Here is a 14,683-nt window from a genome sequence, read left to right on the forward strand (position 1 = left end):
CAGGCGCACCGAGTGTGGGACCGGCGGTGTCACCGGCCCGTCGCCCGGCCGTCCCCGCAACGCTGGCGTGACGGGGCGGGCCGCAGCATCGGCCCATGGCTGGATACCGGGCACTCGCCGCAGTGGGGCGCAGCGTCGTCGACCTGCTCAACCGGCGCTTCCTCGACGAGATCCCCGCGGGCCCGCGGCCGGAGGCGGTCCTGGCCGGGCCCGTGGACTTCGACAAGGTGGACACCCCGGGCGCCGTGATCCGCCATCCCGCCGTGTCCGTGTACTGCTACCGGCTCAGCATCGACCGCGAGACCCGCCCGTCCTGGGCGGCCATGGCCGCCCAGGACGGCATGGCCCGGCTGCCGCTGAGGATGCACCTGCTGATCGCCGCCTGGGACCGGTTCGTCGAGGCGGAACTGGAATGGCTCGGCCTCGCCGCCCTCGCGCTGGAGAGCGAGGGCCCGCTCACCGGCCCCCTCCTGCACCCCAGCGGCGACTGGGGAGCCGGGGACGCGGTGCAGATCGTCCCCGACGACCTGGCGATGGACTCGATGAGCGAGGCCTTCCAGGCGATGACCACCGACTACCGGCTCTGCCTGCCCTATCTCGCCCGGGTCATCCGCATCGACGGACGGCCCGGCCGGACGGCGGACGAGGTCACCGTCGTCGCCTCCGGGACCTCGGGGACGGGCCGATGACGCGGGAGGGCGGCCGCCGGATCACCGCCCAGGCGGGTGAGGTGGAGGTACTGCACCGGCTCGCGCTGGCCGTCCGCCCGCTCGACGCCCGCAACCGGGGCCCGGCCGGACCGGGTCTGCGGGTGGGCCGGGAGGCCGGGCGGGTGCCCGGCCGCCGGGAGCGCCCCGCTGCCCCCGTCCGGCCGCTGGAGAACCACGGAGCCACCGGCTTCGTCCTGCGGCACGGCACCACCGGCGCCCTCGGCGCGAGCGTGACCGTACGCGTGGACGACCCGGCCCGCCGCTGGGTCCCGCGGCGGTTCTCCGTACCGCTGTGGACCCTCGCCGAACTCACCGGCGCCGACGCCCGGCCGCCGACCGCCGCTCCCGTCCGCGCCGCGGCCCGGCTGCTGGCCCCCTGGCTGCTGCCCGGCCCCGCCTACCCGGTGCCGCAGGGCGTGACCGGCATGCGCCTGCGGGTCACCCGCGGCGGCGAACCGGTGCGCTGGCCCCGGGTGGAGGCGTTCGGCGAGGGCGGCCTCCGGATCGGCTGGGCCCACGGTGACGAGCACGGGCAGGTGCTGCTGCTGATCGACGGGGGCGGCGCCCTCACGTACCCGATGCCCTCGCCCTACGCCGTCGCGCTGCGCACGCACGCCCCGGACCCGGCGACGGCCCCGCCCCCCGACCCGCTCGACCCGCTGGCCGACCTGGTGGCCGAGCCGGTCACCCGCAGCGCCTCCCCGCCCCGGCCGCAGGACCTCGACAACGGGCTGCTGCGCGGCACCGACGTGCCGGCCGGATACCGCACCGCCACCGCGGACACCGTCCGCCAGCTCACCGTCGGTCAGGTGGTGCACGCCGACGACCTGCCCCACACCACCGCCTGACCCCCGTGACCGAGGAGATCCGCCCATGCCCGAATACCTGACACCCGGCGTCTACGTCGAGGAGACCAGCTTCCGCTCGCGGTCCGTCGAAGGCGTGCCGACCAGCACCTTCGGGATGACCGGACGCACCGAGTACGGGCCCGTCCCGTACAGCCTGCCCGACCCGGCCGACCCCACCGTGCTGCCCGGGGCGACCCTGGTCACGAGCTTCACCGAGTACGAACGTGCCTTCGGCGGCCTCAGGATCGGAGAGACCGAATGCCAACTCGCCCTGGCCGCCCGGGCGTTCTTCGGCAATGGCGGGCGACGGCTGTACGTGGCCCGGGTCTTCGCCTTCACCCGGACCGCCGGCGCGAACCCAGCCATCGACGTCCCGAAGAACTTCGCCTCCCTCGCCTTCCCCGCCTCCGGCAACCCGCTGCTGCGCTGGCGCGCCCGCTGGCCGGGCTCCGCCGGCGCGCGGATCAGCGTCGGGGTCACCTTCCGGCGCGGCAAGAACATCCTCGTCCCCGGCGGTGAGACGGGCGCGCCGCCCCGCCTCACCGGGGTGCGGCCGGGAGCGGCCGTGGAGGTGGCGGGCCTGGCCGCCGACGGACGGGCGCCGGTCCTCGGCGACCAGACGCCGCCGCAGCCGGGCAACGTCCGGTTCGTGGTCCAGCGGGCCGACGGGGTACTGGGGTACGCGAAGCCCGACGGATCCTTCGAGCCCGCGCCCCCCGGGACGGCCGCCTTCCACCTCACCCTCGCCGTCACCGTACGGCTCGGCGACCGCGTCGACGTCTACAACGAGCTCGAACTCGGCCCCGAGCACCCCCGGGCCGTCAGCCGGGTCCTGGACGCGGTGGACCCCGCCGACGAGTTCTCGCTGGTCTGGCTGCAGACCGTACGGCCCGCCGCCGGGCAGCCCCCGGTCGCGGCCGGGGCCCTGCTGGCCGCGCTGCTGGGCGCGGGCCGAGGCGCGTTCCTCACCGGGGGAGGCGACGGGGACCCGCTCACCGCGCAGGACATCCTCGGCCAGGCCGCCAACCCGGACAGCCTCACCGACCCGGCCCGCGGGCTCGGCGCGCTCGGCGAGGTCGACGACATCGCCATCGTCGCCGTCCCGGACACCGTGGACCTGTCCGGCGAGCAGAAGACCGCCGTCGACCACCTCATCGCGCACTGCGAGCGGCTGCGCTACCGGATGGCGGTCGTCGACCCGCCCAGGAACAGCTCCCCTTCCGAAGTGCGCCGGTTCCGGGCCCAGTTCGACACCAAGTACGCGGCCCTCTACTACCCCTGGGTACGCATCACCGACCCGGGCCTGCGGCCCGACCCGGGAGCCCCCGCGCCCCTCCTGGAGGTCCCGCCCTCCGGCTACGTCGCGGGCGTCTACGCCCGCAGCGACCTCGAACGCGGGGTGCACAAGGCCCCCGCCAACGAAGTCCTCCTCGGCATCAACGACTTCAGCACGAACGTCACCTACGACCGGCAGTCGGTGCTCAACCCCGAGGGGATCAACGCCCTGCGCTTCTTCGAGGGCCGCGCCCGGCGCGTCTGGGGCGCCCGGACGATGAGCTCCGACCCCGAGTGGAAGTACGTCAACGTCCGACGGCTGTTCATCTACCTCGAGCACTCCATCGACAAGTCGACCCAGTGGGCGGTGTTCGAGCCGAACAACGAGCGGCTGTGGGCCTCGGTCCGGCAGACCATCGAGGACTTCCTGATCGCGACCTGGCGCACCGGCGCCCTCATGGGCACCAAGCCCGAAGAGGCGTTCTTCGTCCGCTGCGACCGCACCACCATGACCCAGAACGACCTCGACAACGGCCGCCTGATCTGCCTCATCGGCGTGGCGCCCACCTACCCCGCGGAGTTCGTCGTGTTCCGCATCGGACAGTTCACCGCCGACGCGCAGCGCGGCTGAGCGCAGATCAGGAGACGTTCATGGCAACGCGCACCAACCCCTACGGGGCCTTCAACTTCCTCGTCAAGCTCGGCGACACCGGGGGCGAGGACCAGATCGCGGGCGGCTTCTCCGACTTCAGCGGAGCCGGCAACGAGGTGAAGTTCTCCGAATACCGCAACGGCAACGACCCCGAGAACCACGTCCGGAAGATCGCCAACACGAACACCACGAACGACGTCACCCTCAAGCGGGGCATCATCGGCGACCTGCGCCTGTTCCAGTGGATCAAGGCCACCCGGGAGGGCGAGTTCGACCCGCGGACGGTCACGGTGACCCTGCACGACGAGGGCCGCCAGCCGGTCTGCTCCTGGGTGCTGCGCGCCGCCCAGCCCAAGAAGTGGGTCGGCCCCACCCTCACCGGCAAGGGCGGCGGAGAAGTCGCGATGGAGGAGCTCCACCTCGTCGCCGAGCGCATCGACTTCCTGTCCCTGTGACCCCGCCCGGACTGCGCCTCGGAGCGCCGGGAGTCCACCGCGACGGCTCCCGGCCGCAGCCCGGCTTCCGGCCCGTACGGCTCGACGTCGCCGGGTTCGTCGGGGTGGCCCCGCGCGGGCCCGTGGACACCCCGGTCGCCGTCGACCGCTGGCCCGACTACCTGCGCAGGTTCGGCGGCTTCGAGGGCCCCGGCCTGCTGCCCCACGCGGTACGGGCGTTCTTCGCGCAGGGCGGCGTCCGCGCCCACGTCCTGCGGGTGGCGCCGCTCCCGCGTGCCCCCCACCCGGCCGCCGTCGAGGCCTGCGCGCTGCACCGGATCCGGCTGGCCCGCCCGGACGGTCCCGGCGTAGCCCCCGGGTCCGGCCGGCCCTGCGAGGTCCACCTGCGCGCCCGCGACGAGGGCAGCTGGGGCGGACGGCTCTCGGTGCGCTGGGAGTTCACCGGGGCGGACCAGTTCACCGCCACCGCGACCGCACGGGAACTGACTCTCCCCGAGGCGCTGCGTCCCCCCGCCGGCTCCCTGCTGCGGCTCCAGGGCCCCGGACTCGGTCCCGCCGGGAGCTTCTTCCGCGTCCTCGAAGCGGCCGTCCGCCAGGACCCCTCTGGCCCGCGGCGCACCGTAGCCCTGCTCGACCGGGCCCCCGGGGACGGCGCCCGGCCCGTGGACGTGACGGCCGAAACGGTCACCGCCACCGTCACCGTCACCGACACGGACCCCGCCCACACCCGGCAGGAGCGGTTCGCGGGACTCGGGCTGTGCCGCGCCCACCCCCGGTACGCCGCCGCCGTGCTGGCCGCCGAATCCCTGCTCGCCACCCCCGGTGGCAGCTGGCCCGAGGACCTGCTGCCACCGGACGCCTTCCTCACCCCCGCCGGCTCCGCCGTCGTGCCCGGCCGCGAGGGCCGGGACCGCTACGCGGCGATCGGCGCCGACAGCTTCCACGGCCCGGGCTCCGTCGAACTGCTGCCCGTCGGCGGCGCCGAGGACCCCGACGGGCCCGGCGCGGTGGCCGCGTACGGCATGGACCGGATGGCCCTGGTCCCCGAGGTCGCGCTGCTCTGCGTACCCGATCTGCTGTGGCACCGCACCGAGGCCCCCGCGCCCGCCCCCGAGCCGCCCGCGCCGTCCTGCGGTCCCGTCTTCGCACCCTGCCCGCCCCCGGCCGTGCCCCCGGCCCCAGCCCCGTCCCGGGAGCGGGGCACCCTGCTGGACGGCCACGGCCAGCTGCCCGAGATCATCCGGCGCCAGCAGCGGCTCGTCGCACTCGCCGAAGGGCAGCGGCGGTTCGTCGCCCTCCTCGACGTGCCCCCCGGGCTGCCCGTCCGCTCCGTGGCCCGCTGGCGCGCCGCCTTCGACAGCTCCTACGCCGCCGCCTACCACCCCTGGCTCGGCGTGGTCGCCCCTGACGATCCGCGGGGCCGGGCCGTGCTCGTGCCGCCCTCGGCCTTCGCGGCCGGCATCATAGCCGAACGCGAGCGGCGGCTCGGGCTCTCCTGGGGCCCGGCCAACGCACTCGCCGCGCAGGCCGTCACCGCGGCCCAGGACCTCGCCGAAGCCGACCGCGACGCACTGCACCTGCTGGACGTCGACGTCTTCCACCGCGAGCGGGACGGATTCCGCCTCGCCTCCGCGCGCACCCTCTCCCGCGACCCCGACTACCGTCAGCTCAGCGTGCGCCGGCTGATGACCATGCTGCGGCTCGTCCTGGACCGGCAGGCCCAGCCCCTGGCCTTCGAACCCCACTCGCCCCAGCTGCGCGCCGAACTCACCGGCTCCCTCGTGCAGTTGCTGCGCGGCCTGTACCGCTCCGGTGCGCTCGCCGGGGACGGCGAGGACGAGGCCTTCTTCGTCCGCTGCGACGAACGGCTCAACCCCGCCTGGTCGGTGGGCCTCGGCCGGCTGGTCGCCGAGGTCGGAGTGGCACCCGCGCACCCCCTGGAGTACCTCGTCCTGCGGATCGCGCAGGACTCCGACGGCGCCGTCCGGGTGGTGTGACCCGTGACCGAACTCGTACAGACCTTCAACTTCCGGGTACGGATCGTCCGCAGCGCCTCTCCGGGCCGCACGGCCGCGCCCCCGCCCGCCCTGCCGCTCACCGGATCCGCCGGGGCCGGTACGGCCGGGGGCGGCGGGAGCGCCTACCAGGGCGGACCCGAACGGCTCGGTGACGGAGGCTTCCAGGAATGCTCCGGACTGGGGCTGGAGGCCGACCTCCGCGAGTACCTCCAGGGCGGGGCCAACGACGAGGTGGTGCGCCGGGTCGGCCGGGTCAAGCTCCAGCCGCTGGTGCTCAAACGCGGCATGCTCATCGCCGCCGAGGGCGCCGGCGCCGACACCGGCCTGTGGGACTGGCTGCACGGCATGGTCGGCGGCGCGGCCCCGCCGCCCCGGTACGACGGGGACGTGGAGGTCCTCGACCCCACCGGCCAACGGGTGCTCCCCCACTGGAGGTTCACCCGCGGCCTGCCCCTGAAGATCGCCGGACCCACCCTCAACGCCAGGACCGGGGAGATCGCCGTGGAGGAGCTGCACATCGCCCACGAGGGCCTGCGCCTGGAGCGGACCCGGTGACCGCGCTGGCCCAGGCCACGCTCCAGCGCCTCAAGCGGGGCCCGTCCGAGGGCAAGGACAGGCCCGCGCGGGTACTCGACGACGGCCCCGCCGTACCGGTGCAGTTCAACCCGGCCTCCCTGCGCATCAGCCGCAACAACGAAACCGACCGCGGCGGTACGACCACCCGCACCCAGAAGCGCCAGCACCCCGCCCAGGAGGGCTCGACCCTCACCTTCGACCTGGAGTTCGACACGGCGGAGCAGCGCAGCGGCGGACAGTACGTCGACGTGCGGCGCTGGACCGCGCTGGTACGGCAGTTCGTCGAGCCGCCGAAGGACAGCCCGGCGGATCCGCCGCCGGTGGTCCGGTTCGTCTGGGGGACGCTGCGCTACAACGGCATCGTCACCCAGGTCAACGAGGAACTCGACTACTTCGCCCCCGACGGCACCCCGCTGCGCGCCAAGGTCGGGGTGACCGTCGTCGAGCAGAACTTCGCCTACGAGGCCCACGAGGAGGGCCCCGGAGCCCGGGACACCACGGCCGCCACCGAACCGGGCGCCCCCCGGGCGGGGGCCGCACCCGGCACCGCCGGAACGGCCCGCCCGCAGCGGGTCGTCCAGGCACAGGACGGCGAATCGGCCCAGCAGTTGCTCTCCCGCCTCGGGCTCGACCCGGCGGCCTGGCGCGGCGCGATGAGCGGGCTCGACAGCCCCCTGACGCTGGCCGCGGGGGCCTCCGTACGGCTCGGCGCGGAGGTTTCGGCCGGGCTCACCGCCACGGCGGGACTCCAGTTGTCGGCCGGGTTCGCCGGAGCGGTGGCCGCCACCTCGGTCGGCGGCCTGTCCGCGGCGCTCGGCATGCGTGCCGGGATCCCGGGCGACGGGCCCGCCGGTGGCGCCCCGGCGGGCCGGGACGCGGCGGGCCGGGACGCGGCGGGCGCCGGCACCGGCCCCGGCGGCGCGCCGGACCCGGACCTCGCCGGTTTCACGCTCAGTGCCGGAGGCGGCATCGGGGCCTGCGCGGACACGGTGACGGGTGCCGCCGTGGACCGGGCCACCGTACGGGCCCGTCAGTCCTTCGAGACCCCCGCCGGGCCCGCGCCCGGAACCCCGGCGGCCTCCGCCGTCCCCGGCTCCGGGCCCGCCCGCCCGGCGCTGCCACCCGGCCCCGACCGCCGCTCGACCGGCTACGGCCGCGGCGTGCCGCTGCGCGCCCGCGCCGACCCCGGGACCCTCGCCGAAGTCGAGGCCGGCGGCGGCCGCAGCCTCGCCGACCGGGCCCGGCGCGAGGAGACACCGGCCCCCGACGCGGCCGCCGCCCCCTGGGAACGGCTGCCCGCCGCACCGCCCGGCCGGTACGCGGCGGACTGCGAGCAACGCCGCCGTGACGCAGGCCCGGACACCCTGAGGTGGACACCGCGAGGAGGCCCGGCATGAGCGTGCACATCGGAGAGCTGCACACCGAGGTCGTACCCGCCGCCGGCCCGCACCCGCCGGGCGCGGGCCCGACCGGGCCCGGCGCCCACACCGCCGCCGAGCTCCACCGGGAGGCGGCCGAGCGCGCGGCCTGGCTCGCCGCCCGCGTCGCGGCAGAGGGCTTCGATGACTGAGCCCGCGGTGGCCGCCCCGCCCGCCGTGTCGGCGGTCTCCCCGGCCTTCGAGGTCGGCGGCACCCTGGTCAGGGACCTCGCCCGGGACTGCGTACGGCTGGAGGTCGCCGAGGGCGTCGAGGGACTGCGCACCCTGCGGGCCCACTTCCTCGCCGTCGGCGCCGGGGCCACCGGCCCGCAGGACCGGCTGCTGCACCTCAACGGGAGCACCCTCGACCTGGGCAGCCCCCTCAAGGTCGCCCTCGGCCCGCCGTCCGCGCAGCGCTACGTCTTCGAAGGCGTCGTCTCCGCCCTGGAACTCGTCCTCGGCGACGGCGAACCCCCGCTGGTCCTCGTACACGCCGAGGACGCCCTGATGCGGCTGCGCATGACGCGCAGGCACCGTACGTACCGGGACCTCACCGACGCCGGGCTCGCCCGGGAAGTGGCCCGCGAGCACGGACTCGCCGCCGACGCGGACGCCCCCGGCCCCCGCTACGACGTCGTCCAGCAGCTCAACCAGAGCGACCTCGCCTTCCTGCGCGAACGGGCCCGGCTGATCCAGGCCGAACTGTGGGCCAGCGGCCGCACCCTGCACTTCCGCGCCCGCGGCAGCCGGGGCGCCCCCGCGCAGACCCTCGTCCACGGCAGCCAGCTGCTGTCCGTACGGTTCGCCGCCGACCTCGCCCACCAGCGCAGCGAGGTCGTCGTGACCGGCTACGACGCCGACCTGCGGGCCGGCATCGACGAGCGGGCCGGCCCCGAGGTCGTCGAGGCCGAGACGGCGGGCGGCCGCGTCGGAGCCCGGCTGCTGGCCCGCGCCCTCGGACCCGCCACCAGCCTGCGGGTACGGGAGACGGCCCTCACCGCTGCGGAGGCCGAGGCGTGGGCGCGCGCCGAGATGCTGCGCCGCGGCCGCCGGTTCGTCACCGCGGCGGGCACCACCAACGGCAGCCCCGACCTCGTCGTCGGCGGCCGGCTCACCCTGCGCTCGGTCGGCGGCCCCTTCGAGGGGGAGGGCTACTACGTGACCCGCGTCCGGCACACCTTCGACCCGGAGCGCGGCTTCCGCACCCGCTTCGACGCCGAACGCCCTTCCCTGAACGAGGTGGTGTGATGTCCCTGCCGGCCCCGGCCGACGGAAGCGCCCCCGGCTACTTCGGCGTCTACCCGGCGATCGTCACCGACATCGTCGACGAACAGCGGCTCGGCCGGGTCGAGGTGCGCTTCCCCTGGCTGGGCACCGAAGGCGAGCGCGACGTACGCGCCTGGGCGACGCTGTGCTCCCCGTACGCCGACGACGGCCAGGGCCTGCTCGTACTGCCCGAGGTGGACAGCCAGGTCGTGGTGGCCTTCGAGGCCGGCAACCCGCGCCGCCCCTACATCCTGGGCGCGGCCTGGAACGGCCGGGCCGCCCTGCCGCACCAGCCCGAGCCCGCCAACGACCTGCGGCAGCTGCGGACCAGGGCGGACAGCAGACTGCGGTTCGTCGACACCCCCGGGGCGGAGCAGGTCCAGATCACCACGGCCTCCGGTCACGAGGTGACCCTCGACAACGCCACCCAGCAGGTGACGGTGCGGCACGGCGGCGGCTGCGTGGTGCGGCTGACACCCACCTCGGTCGAGATCGAGGCGAACGTGTCCGTGGACGTCAAGGCACCCCTGGTGACCGTGAACGCCCCGCTGTCCACCTTCAACGGCCTGGTCAAATGCGCCACGCTGGTCACCGAGCAGATGGTGATCTCCCCGGCCTACACCCCCGGCGCCGGGAACATCTGGTGAGCGCCGCGGGCCCGCCCGTCCCCGAGCACGGCTTCAAGGTTTACGCACCTTGGTACGTGTGCGAGCGCGGGGGATTCGACCGCTTCGACCCCAGGGCCCGCACACCGGCCCTCCAGAAGTACGACTCCGCCGAGTTCGTCCGCCGCCTCGTGAGCGACCCGCGGGACTCCCTGCGGTTCGAGGATGCCGACGACGTCTGGTCGTACGCGGTGCCCGTGCCCCTCGGCGACCGGGGCCCGGGCCGCGCCCGTTTCGCCACCCACCAGCTGGTCCGCACCGGCCTGCGCAAGCTCTACCAGCCCGCCCACGACCGCTTCTACGCCTTCACCGTCGAGCTGTTCTGCGACCGGCCGGGACTGCCCCGGCCGCAGTCCCCGGACGGGCTGGAGGTGGGCTTCGTCATGCGCCGCCGCCAGGTGGAGATGACCGCCCCGCCCCGTGTGCTGCGCAAGCTCGCCCACCGGCTGACCGCCGACCTGCTCGCCGCCCAGAACGGCAGCCGCGGCGAGGGGGGCGTCCACGGATCGGAGGTCGAGGACGTCCTGTGGGCCGACCTCGCGCAGCGGCTGCGCTTCGAGTCGGACCACCGCGAACTGCTCGACCAGGTGGGCCTCCAGACACAGACCCAGGCGTGGATGACCGGAGCGGCGGGCGGACAGTGGCGCGCGCTGGGCACGCCCCCGCCGCAGGGCCGCCCCGCGGACCGGGAGCAGGAGCTGCCGATGTGGCGCCTGCCGGCCCGCTCGGGCGACTGCACCGGCGGCTCGGGGACGGGGGCGCCGCCGGAGCGGTCGCTGTGGTTCGGGGTCGTGCCGACCGCCTCCGGTGACCACGACGACCTGGGCCTGCCCAAACTGGACGAGCACCACGTCTACGAACTGAGCTGCTTCGTACGCCGCCCCGCGCGCCCGGGCCACGAGCACTGCCCCCGGCAGACCTCCTGGAGCGAGCCGGGCGAGCCCTTCCGGCTGGCGGCCTTCTTCGACCCCGAGGGCACCAAGAACCGGCGGATCTCCCTGACCCTGCCCGACCTGCGGGCGGTCGCCGCCCGGGCCGGCGGCCCGCCGGGGCCGGGCGGAGTGGCCGTCACCAGCCCGCCCGGCTCCCAGCTGTCCTTCGACCCCGGCGGCGGAACACCGAGCGGCGGCTCCGTGGGCGGCACCGTCCCGCGCACCTGCACCTTCGCGCTCGAAATCTTTATGATCGTGGCGTTCTTCCTGTTCAGCATGTTCCTGCCGATCGTGGTGTTCCTGTTCCAGCTGTGGTGGCTGCTGGCCCTGCGCTTCTGCCTGCCGCCCTCCCTGTCCGCGGTCGCCGCCCTGAAGACCTTCTTCGACGGCGGCGGGAAGCTGTCCACCATGGGCCCCGCCGAGCTGGCCCAGCTGGACGAACTCCTCGGCTCGCAGGGGGCGGCCGCCCGGCTCAAGGAATCCGGCGACGTCGCGGACGAGCACGGCGGGGACCTGCTGACCACCCTGACCCCGCCGCCCACGGTGCCGCTCCCGGCGCCGACCCGGCCGGAGCCGCCGGTCGACGACCCCCTGTGCGGGGGAGGCTGAGCGTGGCGGCCCCCGCCCCGGCCGCCCGGGAACCGGTCCCCGCGCCCGCTCGCGCCCCCGCCCCGCCCAGGCCCGCCCCGGCCGCGGGCCCCGCGGCCCCCGGGCCCGGCGCGGCTCCCGGCAAGCTCGCCGGTGAACTCGCGCGGGTCCTCGTACCCGCCGACGTCCCCAAGGAGGAACTGGCGCTCCACGGCGGGGCAGCCCTCACCGCTGGCCCCGCGGTCACGGAGTACCTGGACCGCAAGGGCCCCGCGGGCGGGCCGGTCCGGGTCCGGCTCGGCGCCGTGGCCGCGGGCACCGTCCACCTGCGCAGGACCGAGCAGGGCCTGACGACCGGCCCGGGAGGCGACCACCAGGCGGTGCCGCTGCTGCACCCCTTGCTGCTGCCCCTGCGCGCCGAGGGAATCGAACCGGTGCTCGCCCTGCGTGTCCACGACGGCGTACTGGAGGGCCACGCCTCGGCCCTGGTGAAGGGCCGGCTGCTCGGCGGCGGCCGGGCCCTGCTCGACCGGATGGAGGAGTGCGCCGGGGCGCTGGGGTGGGCCGGGGTGGCCGGGCTGCGGCTGCCGGGCGTGGAGAACGAACTGCGCGGTACGACGCTGGTGCTGAACGCGGGGGAGATGTCCTTCACCCTCGGCGGCTTCCTCAAGGCCTCCGGCAGCTTCGGGCTCACCAACGAGGTGGTCACCTTCCGCGCGCTCGCCCGGGGCAGCGTGGCCGGCCTCGGCTCGGTGGAGGTGCCGGTGGTGCGGGGGCCGGACGGGGCGCTGTCCGGGAGCGCGACGGCCGATGTGGTCCTGCGCGGGTTCACCGGTCAGGTGACGGCCGCGTTCGCGGCGGGAGCCGTCGACGTCCGGGGCACCGTGCGGTACGCGAACGACAGGTTCGACGGCCAGGTGACCCTGGTGGCCACCGACGCCGAGACCGCGCGGCAGTTGACGGACGCCAAGGTTCCGCAACTGCCGAAGCCGGCGCAGGCCGTGCCCGCCGGACCTCTGCCGGCGGGGCCCGTGCCCGCCGGCCCCGCGGCCGGATCCGCGGGGCCGAGGCCCGGCCCGCGCGTGGTGGCGGGCTGGGGCACCGTCGACGTCCGGCTCGCCGACTGGCTGCGCGGCGAGGCGCTGGTGGTCGTCGACCACCGGGGCGAGGTCACCCTCGTCGGCAAGATCACGCCGAGGATGGACAAACCGCTCTTCGAGCAGAAGGACCACCTCAAGCAGCTGGCGAGGTTCGAGGTCCGCGCCGCGTACGGGGTACCGCTGGTCGGCAACGTCTTCCTGTTCGCCAACATCGGCCTCGAAGCGGTCGCCAAGATCGGACCGGCGACGCTGGACCGCATCGAGCTCACCGGCACCTGGTCGACGAGGCCCGAAGTGCTGAAGGACTTCGGCCTGACCGCCACCCTCAACGTCCCGGCCTTCGCCGGGCTGCGGCTCAAGGCCGAGGGCGGCGCGGGCGTCCAGCTCCTCGGCCACGACATCAAGGCGGGCGTCGCGCTCGGCGCGCTGGCCGGCATCCGGGGCTACGTGGAGGCGACCCCGCGGATCGGCTTCCGGGAGGTCGCCGATCCGAAGGCGGGCAAACGGGGCGAGTTCTTCCTCGCCGGGCACATGGAGATCGCCGCGCAGCCCTTCCTCGAGTTCGCCGGCGAACTCTTCGTGGAACTGGACAGCCCCTGGTGGTCCCCGGCCCCCGACGAACGCTGGAACTGGCCGCTGGCCCAGCGCGAGTACCCGCTGCCCGGGCAGTTCGGCATCGGGGCCGACATCGAGCACGTGGTCGGCTCCGGCAAGGTCCCGGAGATCACCTTCGGCGAGGTGAACTTCAGCGCGGACAAGTTCCTGACCGACCTGGTCGGTGACCACGTCCCGGCGAAGACGGCCAAGGACGCCCCGCAGAAGGGCGTGTGGAAGGAGCCCGGCGCCGCGGCCACCGGCGCCCCGGCCGCCAGGACCCCCACCGCGCTCCCGTCCCCGCCCCGGGCCGCCCCGGCCGCCCCGGCCGCCCCGTCCAGGCCCGGCAAGGACGAGGGCAAGGTCCCGTCCCCGGCCAACCAGGCCCGCTGGCTCGCGGGCATGAAGGCCGTGGGGGAGCTCCGGCAGAAGTCGCACAGCAATCCCCTGGACCAGAAGGAGATGGACGCGGCCCTCGCCGACCTCCGGACCCGCTTCGGCTTCACCGCGTTGACGGCCCGTCAGGCAGGGGCGCGGTGGCACCTGCACGCCGAGATGAACCCGAAGGTCGACGACCCCGAGATCTGGGCCGCACTGAAGGAGGCGTGGGAGTCGGGCCAGGACTTCGACCGCGCCATGGCGCGGCAATACCCGGTCCACCAGGTCGAATTGGTCGAGCCGGGCAGAAAGCGCGGTCCGATCCTCGACGCCTACGTGCCCGGTCAGTGGATCATCTCGCACAAGCGGGCGCAGATCGTGGACCTCGACGACGCCGTGTACCTGAAGTTCCTCAACCAGCTGGAGGACCACTACGCACCGGGCCGGATCATCGCCGACAAGCCGCACGCGGAGCAGCACTTCCCTCAGTTGAGGGGCCAACCACTCAGTGGACGCTGGGTGTTGGAGGTCTCCGAGCAGCGCCGGCTCCGCGAGGGCAGCCGTGAACAGGAACTCTTCTTCGACCGGATCGGCCTCGCCATGCGGCGCGGCGTACGGGTGCGCGACTGGACCCATCACGTCTACCGCGACGAGCGGGACCGCACCTTCCCCTGGTAGTCGCGACGCCACGGTGACGGTCTCCCCGGACCATCGGGGGCATGACCGTGAGCACAGGGACGACCGGGGGCCCAGGCCCGCTGGATGTGGACGGGCCAGGGCCGGCGGGCGGGGGCGCTCAGCCCTGGCTGGGGACCGGGGTCCGGTTCCCGGTGCGGCCGCGCGGAGCGGGCGGCGGGGAAACGGGCGCGCTGGCCTGGGTGGGCGGGGAGGCGCTGATCAGGCAGTCGATCGAGACGATCCTCGACACCGAGCCCGGCGAGCGCGTGATGAGGCCCTCGTTCGGCTGCGGACTGCGCCGCTACCTGATGGCACCGAACACCGCCGCCACCCGCACCGCCCTCAGTGAGGAGATCAGCGAGGCCCTCACCCGCTGGGAGCCCCGGATCAGGGTCACCGAGGTCGCCGTGACACCGGGGGAGGAGCCGACCCTGGTGTGGATCGACATCGCCTACGTACGGCTGGTGGACCTGCGTCCGGACCGCCTCGTCTACCCCTTCTACCTGCGGTAGCGGCCGGGAGATGACGGC

13 protein-coding genes are annotated in these 14,683 nt (G+C 75.1%); all 13 read left to right on the forward strand.

All coding sequences use genetic code 11. The annotated features are described in order from the left end of the window. Positions 1–95: 95 nt before the first annotated feature. From AB0D94_RS03435 to AB0D94_RS03495, 13 genes are read left to right on the forward strand one after another with little or no spacing between them, the layout of a single operon-like run. The gene (locus AB0D94_RS03435) at positions 96–689 is read left to right on the forward strand and encodes a Pvc16 family protein (protein ID WP_362044853.1); all 594 of its coding nucleotides are present in this window, start codon (positions 96–98) and stop codon (positions 687–689) included. Beyond that, positions 686–1,558: a hypothetical protein gene (locus AB0D94_RS03440; RefSeq protein ID WP_362044855.1), complete on the forward strand. Its 873-nt coding sequence runs from the start codon at positions 686–688 to the stop codon at positions 1,556–1,558. Before AB0D94_RS03435 ends, AB0D94_RS03440 begins: the two co-directional genes overlap by 4 nt. A 25-nt stretch (positions 1,559–1,583) precedes the next feature. After that, complete coding sequence (locus AB0D94_RS03445; RefSeq protein WP_362044857.1) at positions 1,584–3,464, forward strand: phage tail sheath subtilisin-like domain-containing protein; 1,881 nt, start codon at positions 1,584–1,586, stop codon at positions 3,462–3,464. A gap of 20 nt (positions 3,465–3,484) precedes the next feature. Continuing rightward, complete coding sequence (locus AB0D94_RS03450; RefSeq protein WP_266939643.1) at positions 3,485–3,940, forward strand: phage tail protein; 456 nt, start codon at positions 3,485–3,487, stop codon at positions 3,938–3,940. Beyond that, the gene (locus AB0D94_RS03455) at positions 3,937–5,937 is read left to right on the forward strand and encodes a hypothetical protein (protein WP_362044860.1); all 2,001 of its coding nucleotides are present in this window, start codon (positions 3,937–3,939) and stop codon (positions 5,935–5,937) included. The genes AB0D94_RS03450 and AB0D94_RS03455 overlap by 4 nt, the downstream gene beginning before the upstream one ends. A gap of 3 nt (positions 5,938–5,940) precedes the next feature. Next, positions 5,941–6,513: a phage tail protein gene (locus tag AB0D94_RS03460; RefSeq protein WP_362044862.1), complete on the forward strand. Its 573-nt coding sequence runs from the start codon at positions 5,941–5,943 to the stop codon at positions 6,511–6,513. After that, positions 6,510–7,931, forward strand: a complete 1,422-nt coding sequence (locus AB0D94_RS03465) for a hypothetical protein (protein ID WP_362044864.1) — start codon at positions 6,510–6,512, stop codon at positions 7,929–7,931. The genes AB0D94_RS03460 and AB0D94_RS03465 overlap by 4 nt, the downstream gene beginning before the upstream one ends. Next, on the forward strand, positions 7,928–8,104 hold the full coding sequence (locus AB0D94_RS03470) for a hypothetical protein (protein WP_362044866.1): 177 nt from the start codon (positions 7,928–7,930) through the stop codon (positions 8,102–8,104). The genes AB0D94_RS03465 and AB0D94_RS03470 overlap by 4 nt, the downstream gene beginning before the upstream one ends. Further along, positions 8,097–9,200 carry a contractile injection system protein, VgrG/Pvc8 family gene (locus AB0D94_RS03475; protein ID WP_362044868.1) on the forward strand — a complete coding sequence of 368 codons (1,104 nt, stop codon included), beginning with the start codon at positions 8,097–8,099 and terminating at the stop codon, positions 9,198–9,200. Before AB0D94_RS03470 ends, AB0D94_RS03475 begins: the two co-directional genes overlap by 8 nt. Next, entirely contained in the window at positions 9,200–9,865 is a 666-nt protein-coding gene (locus AB0D94_RS03480) for a phage baseplate assembly protein V (RefSeq protein WP_362044870.1), read from the forward strand. The genes AB0D94_RS03475 and AB0D94_RS03480 overlap by 1 nt, the downstream gene beginning before the upstream one ends. Continuing rightward, entirely contained in the window at positions 9,862–11,424 is a 1,563-nt protein-coding gene (locus AB0D94_RS03485; protein ID WP_362044872.1) for a hypothetical protein, read from the forward strand. The genes AB0D94_RS03480 and AB0D94_RS03485 overlap by 4 nt, the downstream gene beginning before the upstream one ends. A 2-nt stretch (positions 11,425–11,426) precedes the next feature. Then, positions 11,427–14,153 (forward strand): hypothetical protein, encoded by a 2,727-nt coding sequence (locus AB0D94_RS03490; protein ID WP_362044874.1) that lies wholly within the window; start codon positions 11,427–11,429, stop codon positions 14,151–14,153. 41 nt (positions 14,154–14,194) lie between these two features. Further along, positions 14,195–14,665: a GPW/gp25 family protein gene (locus tag AB0D94_RS03495; RefSeq protein WP_362044876.1), complete on the forward strand. Its 471-nt coding sequence runs from the start codon at positions 14,195–14,197 to the stop codon at positions 14,663–14,665. Positions 14,666–14,683: the final 18 nt, after the last annotated feature.

Source organism: Streptomyces sp. NPDC048255 (assembly GCF_040652415.1).
In the GTDB taxonomy this organism is placed as follows: domain Bacteria; phylum Actinomycetota; class Actinomycetes; order Streptomycetales; family Streptomycetaceae; genus Streptomyces.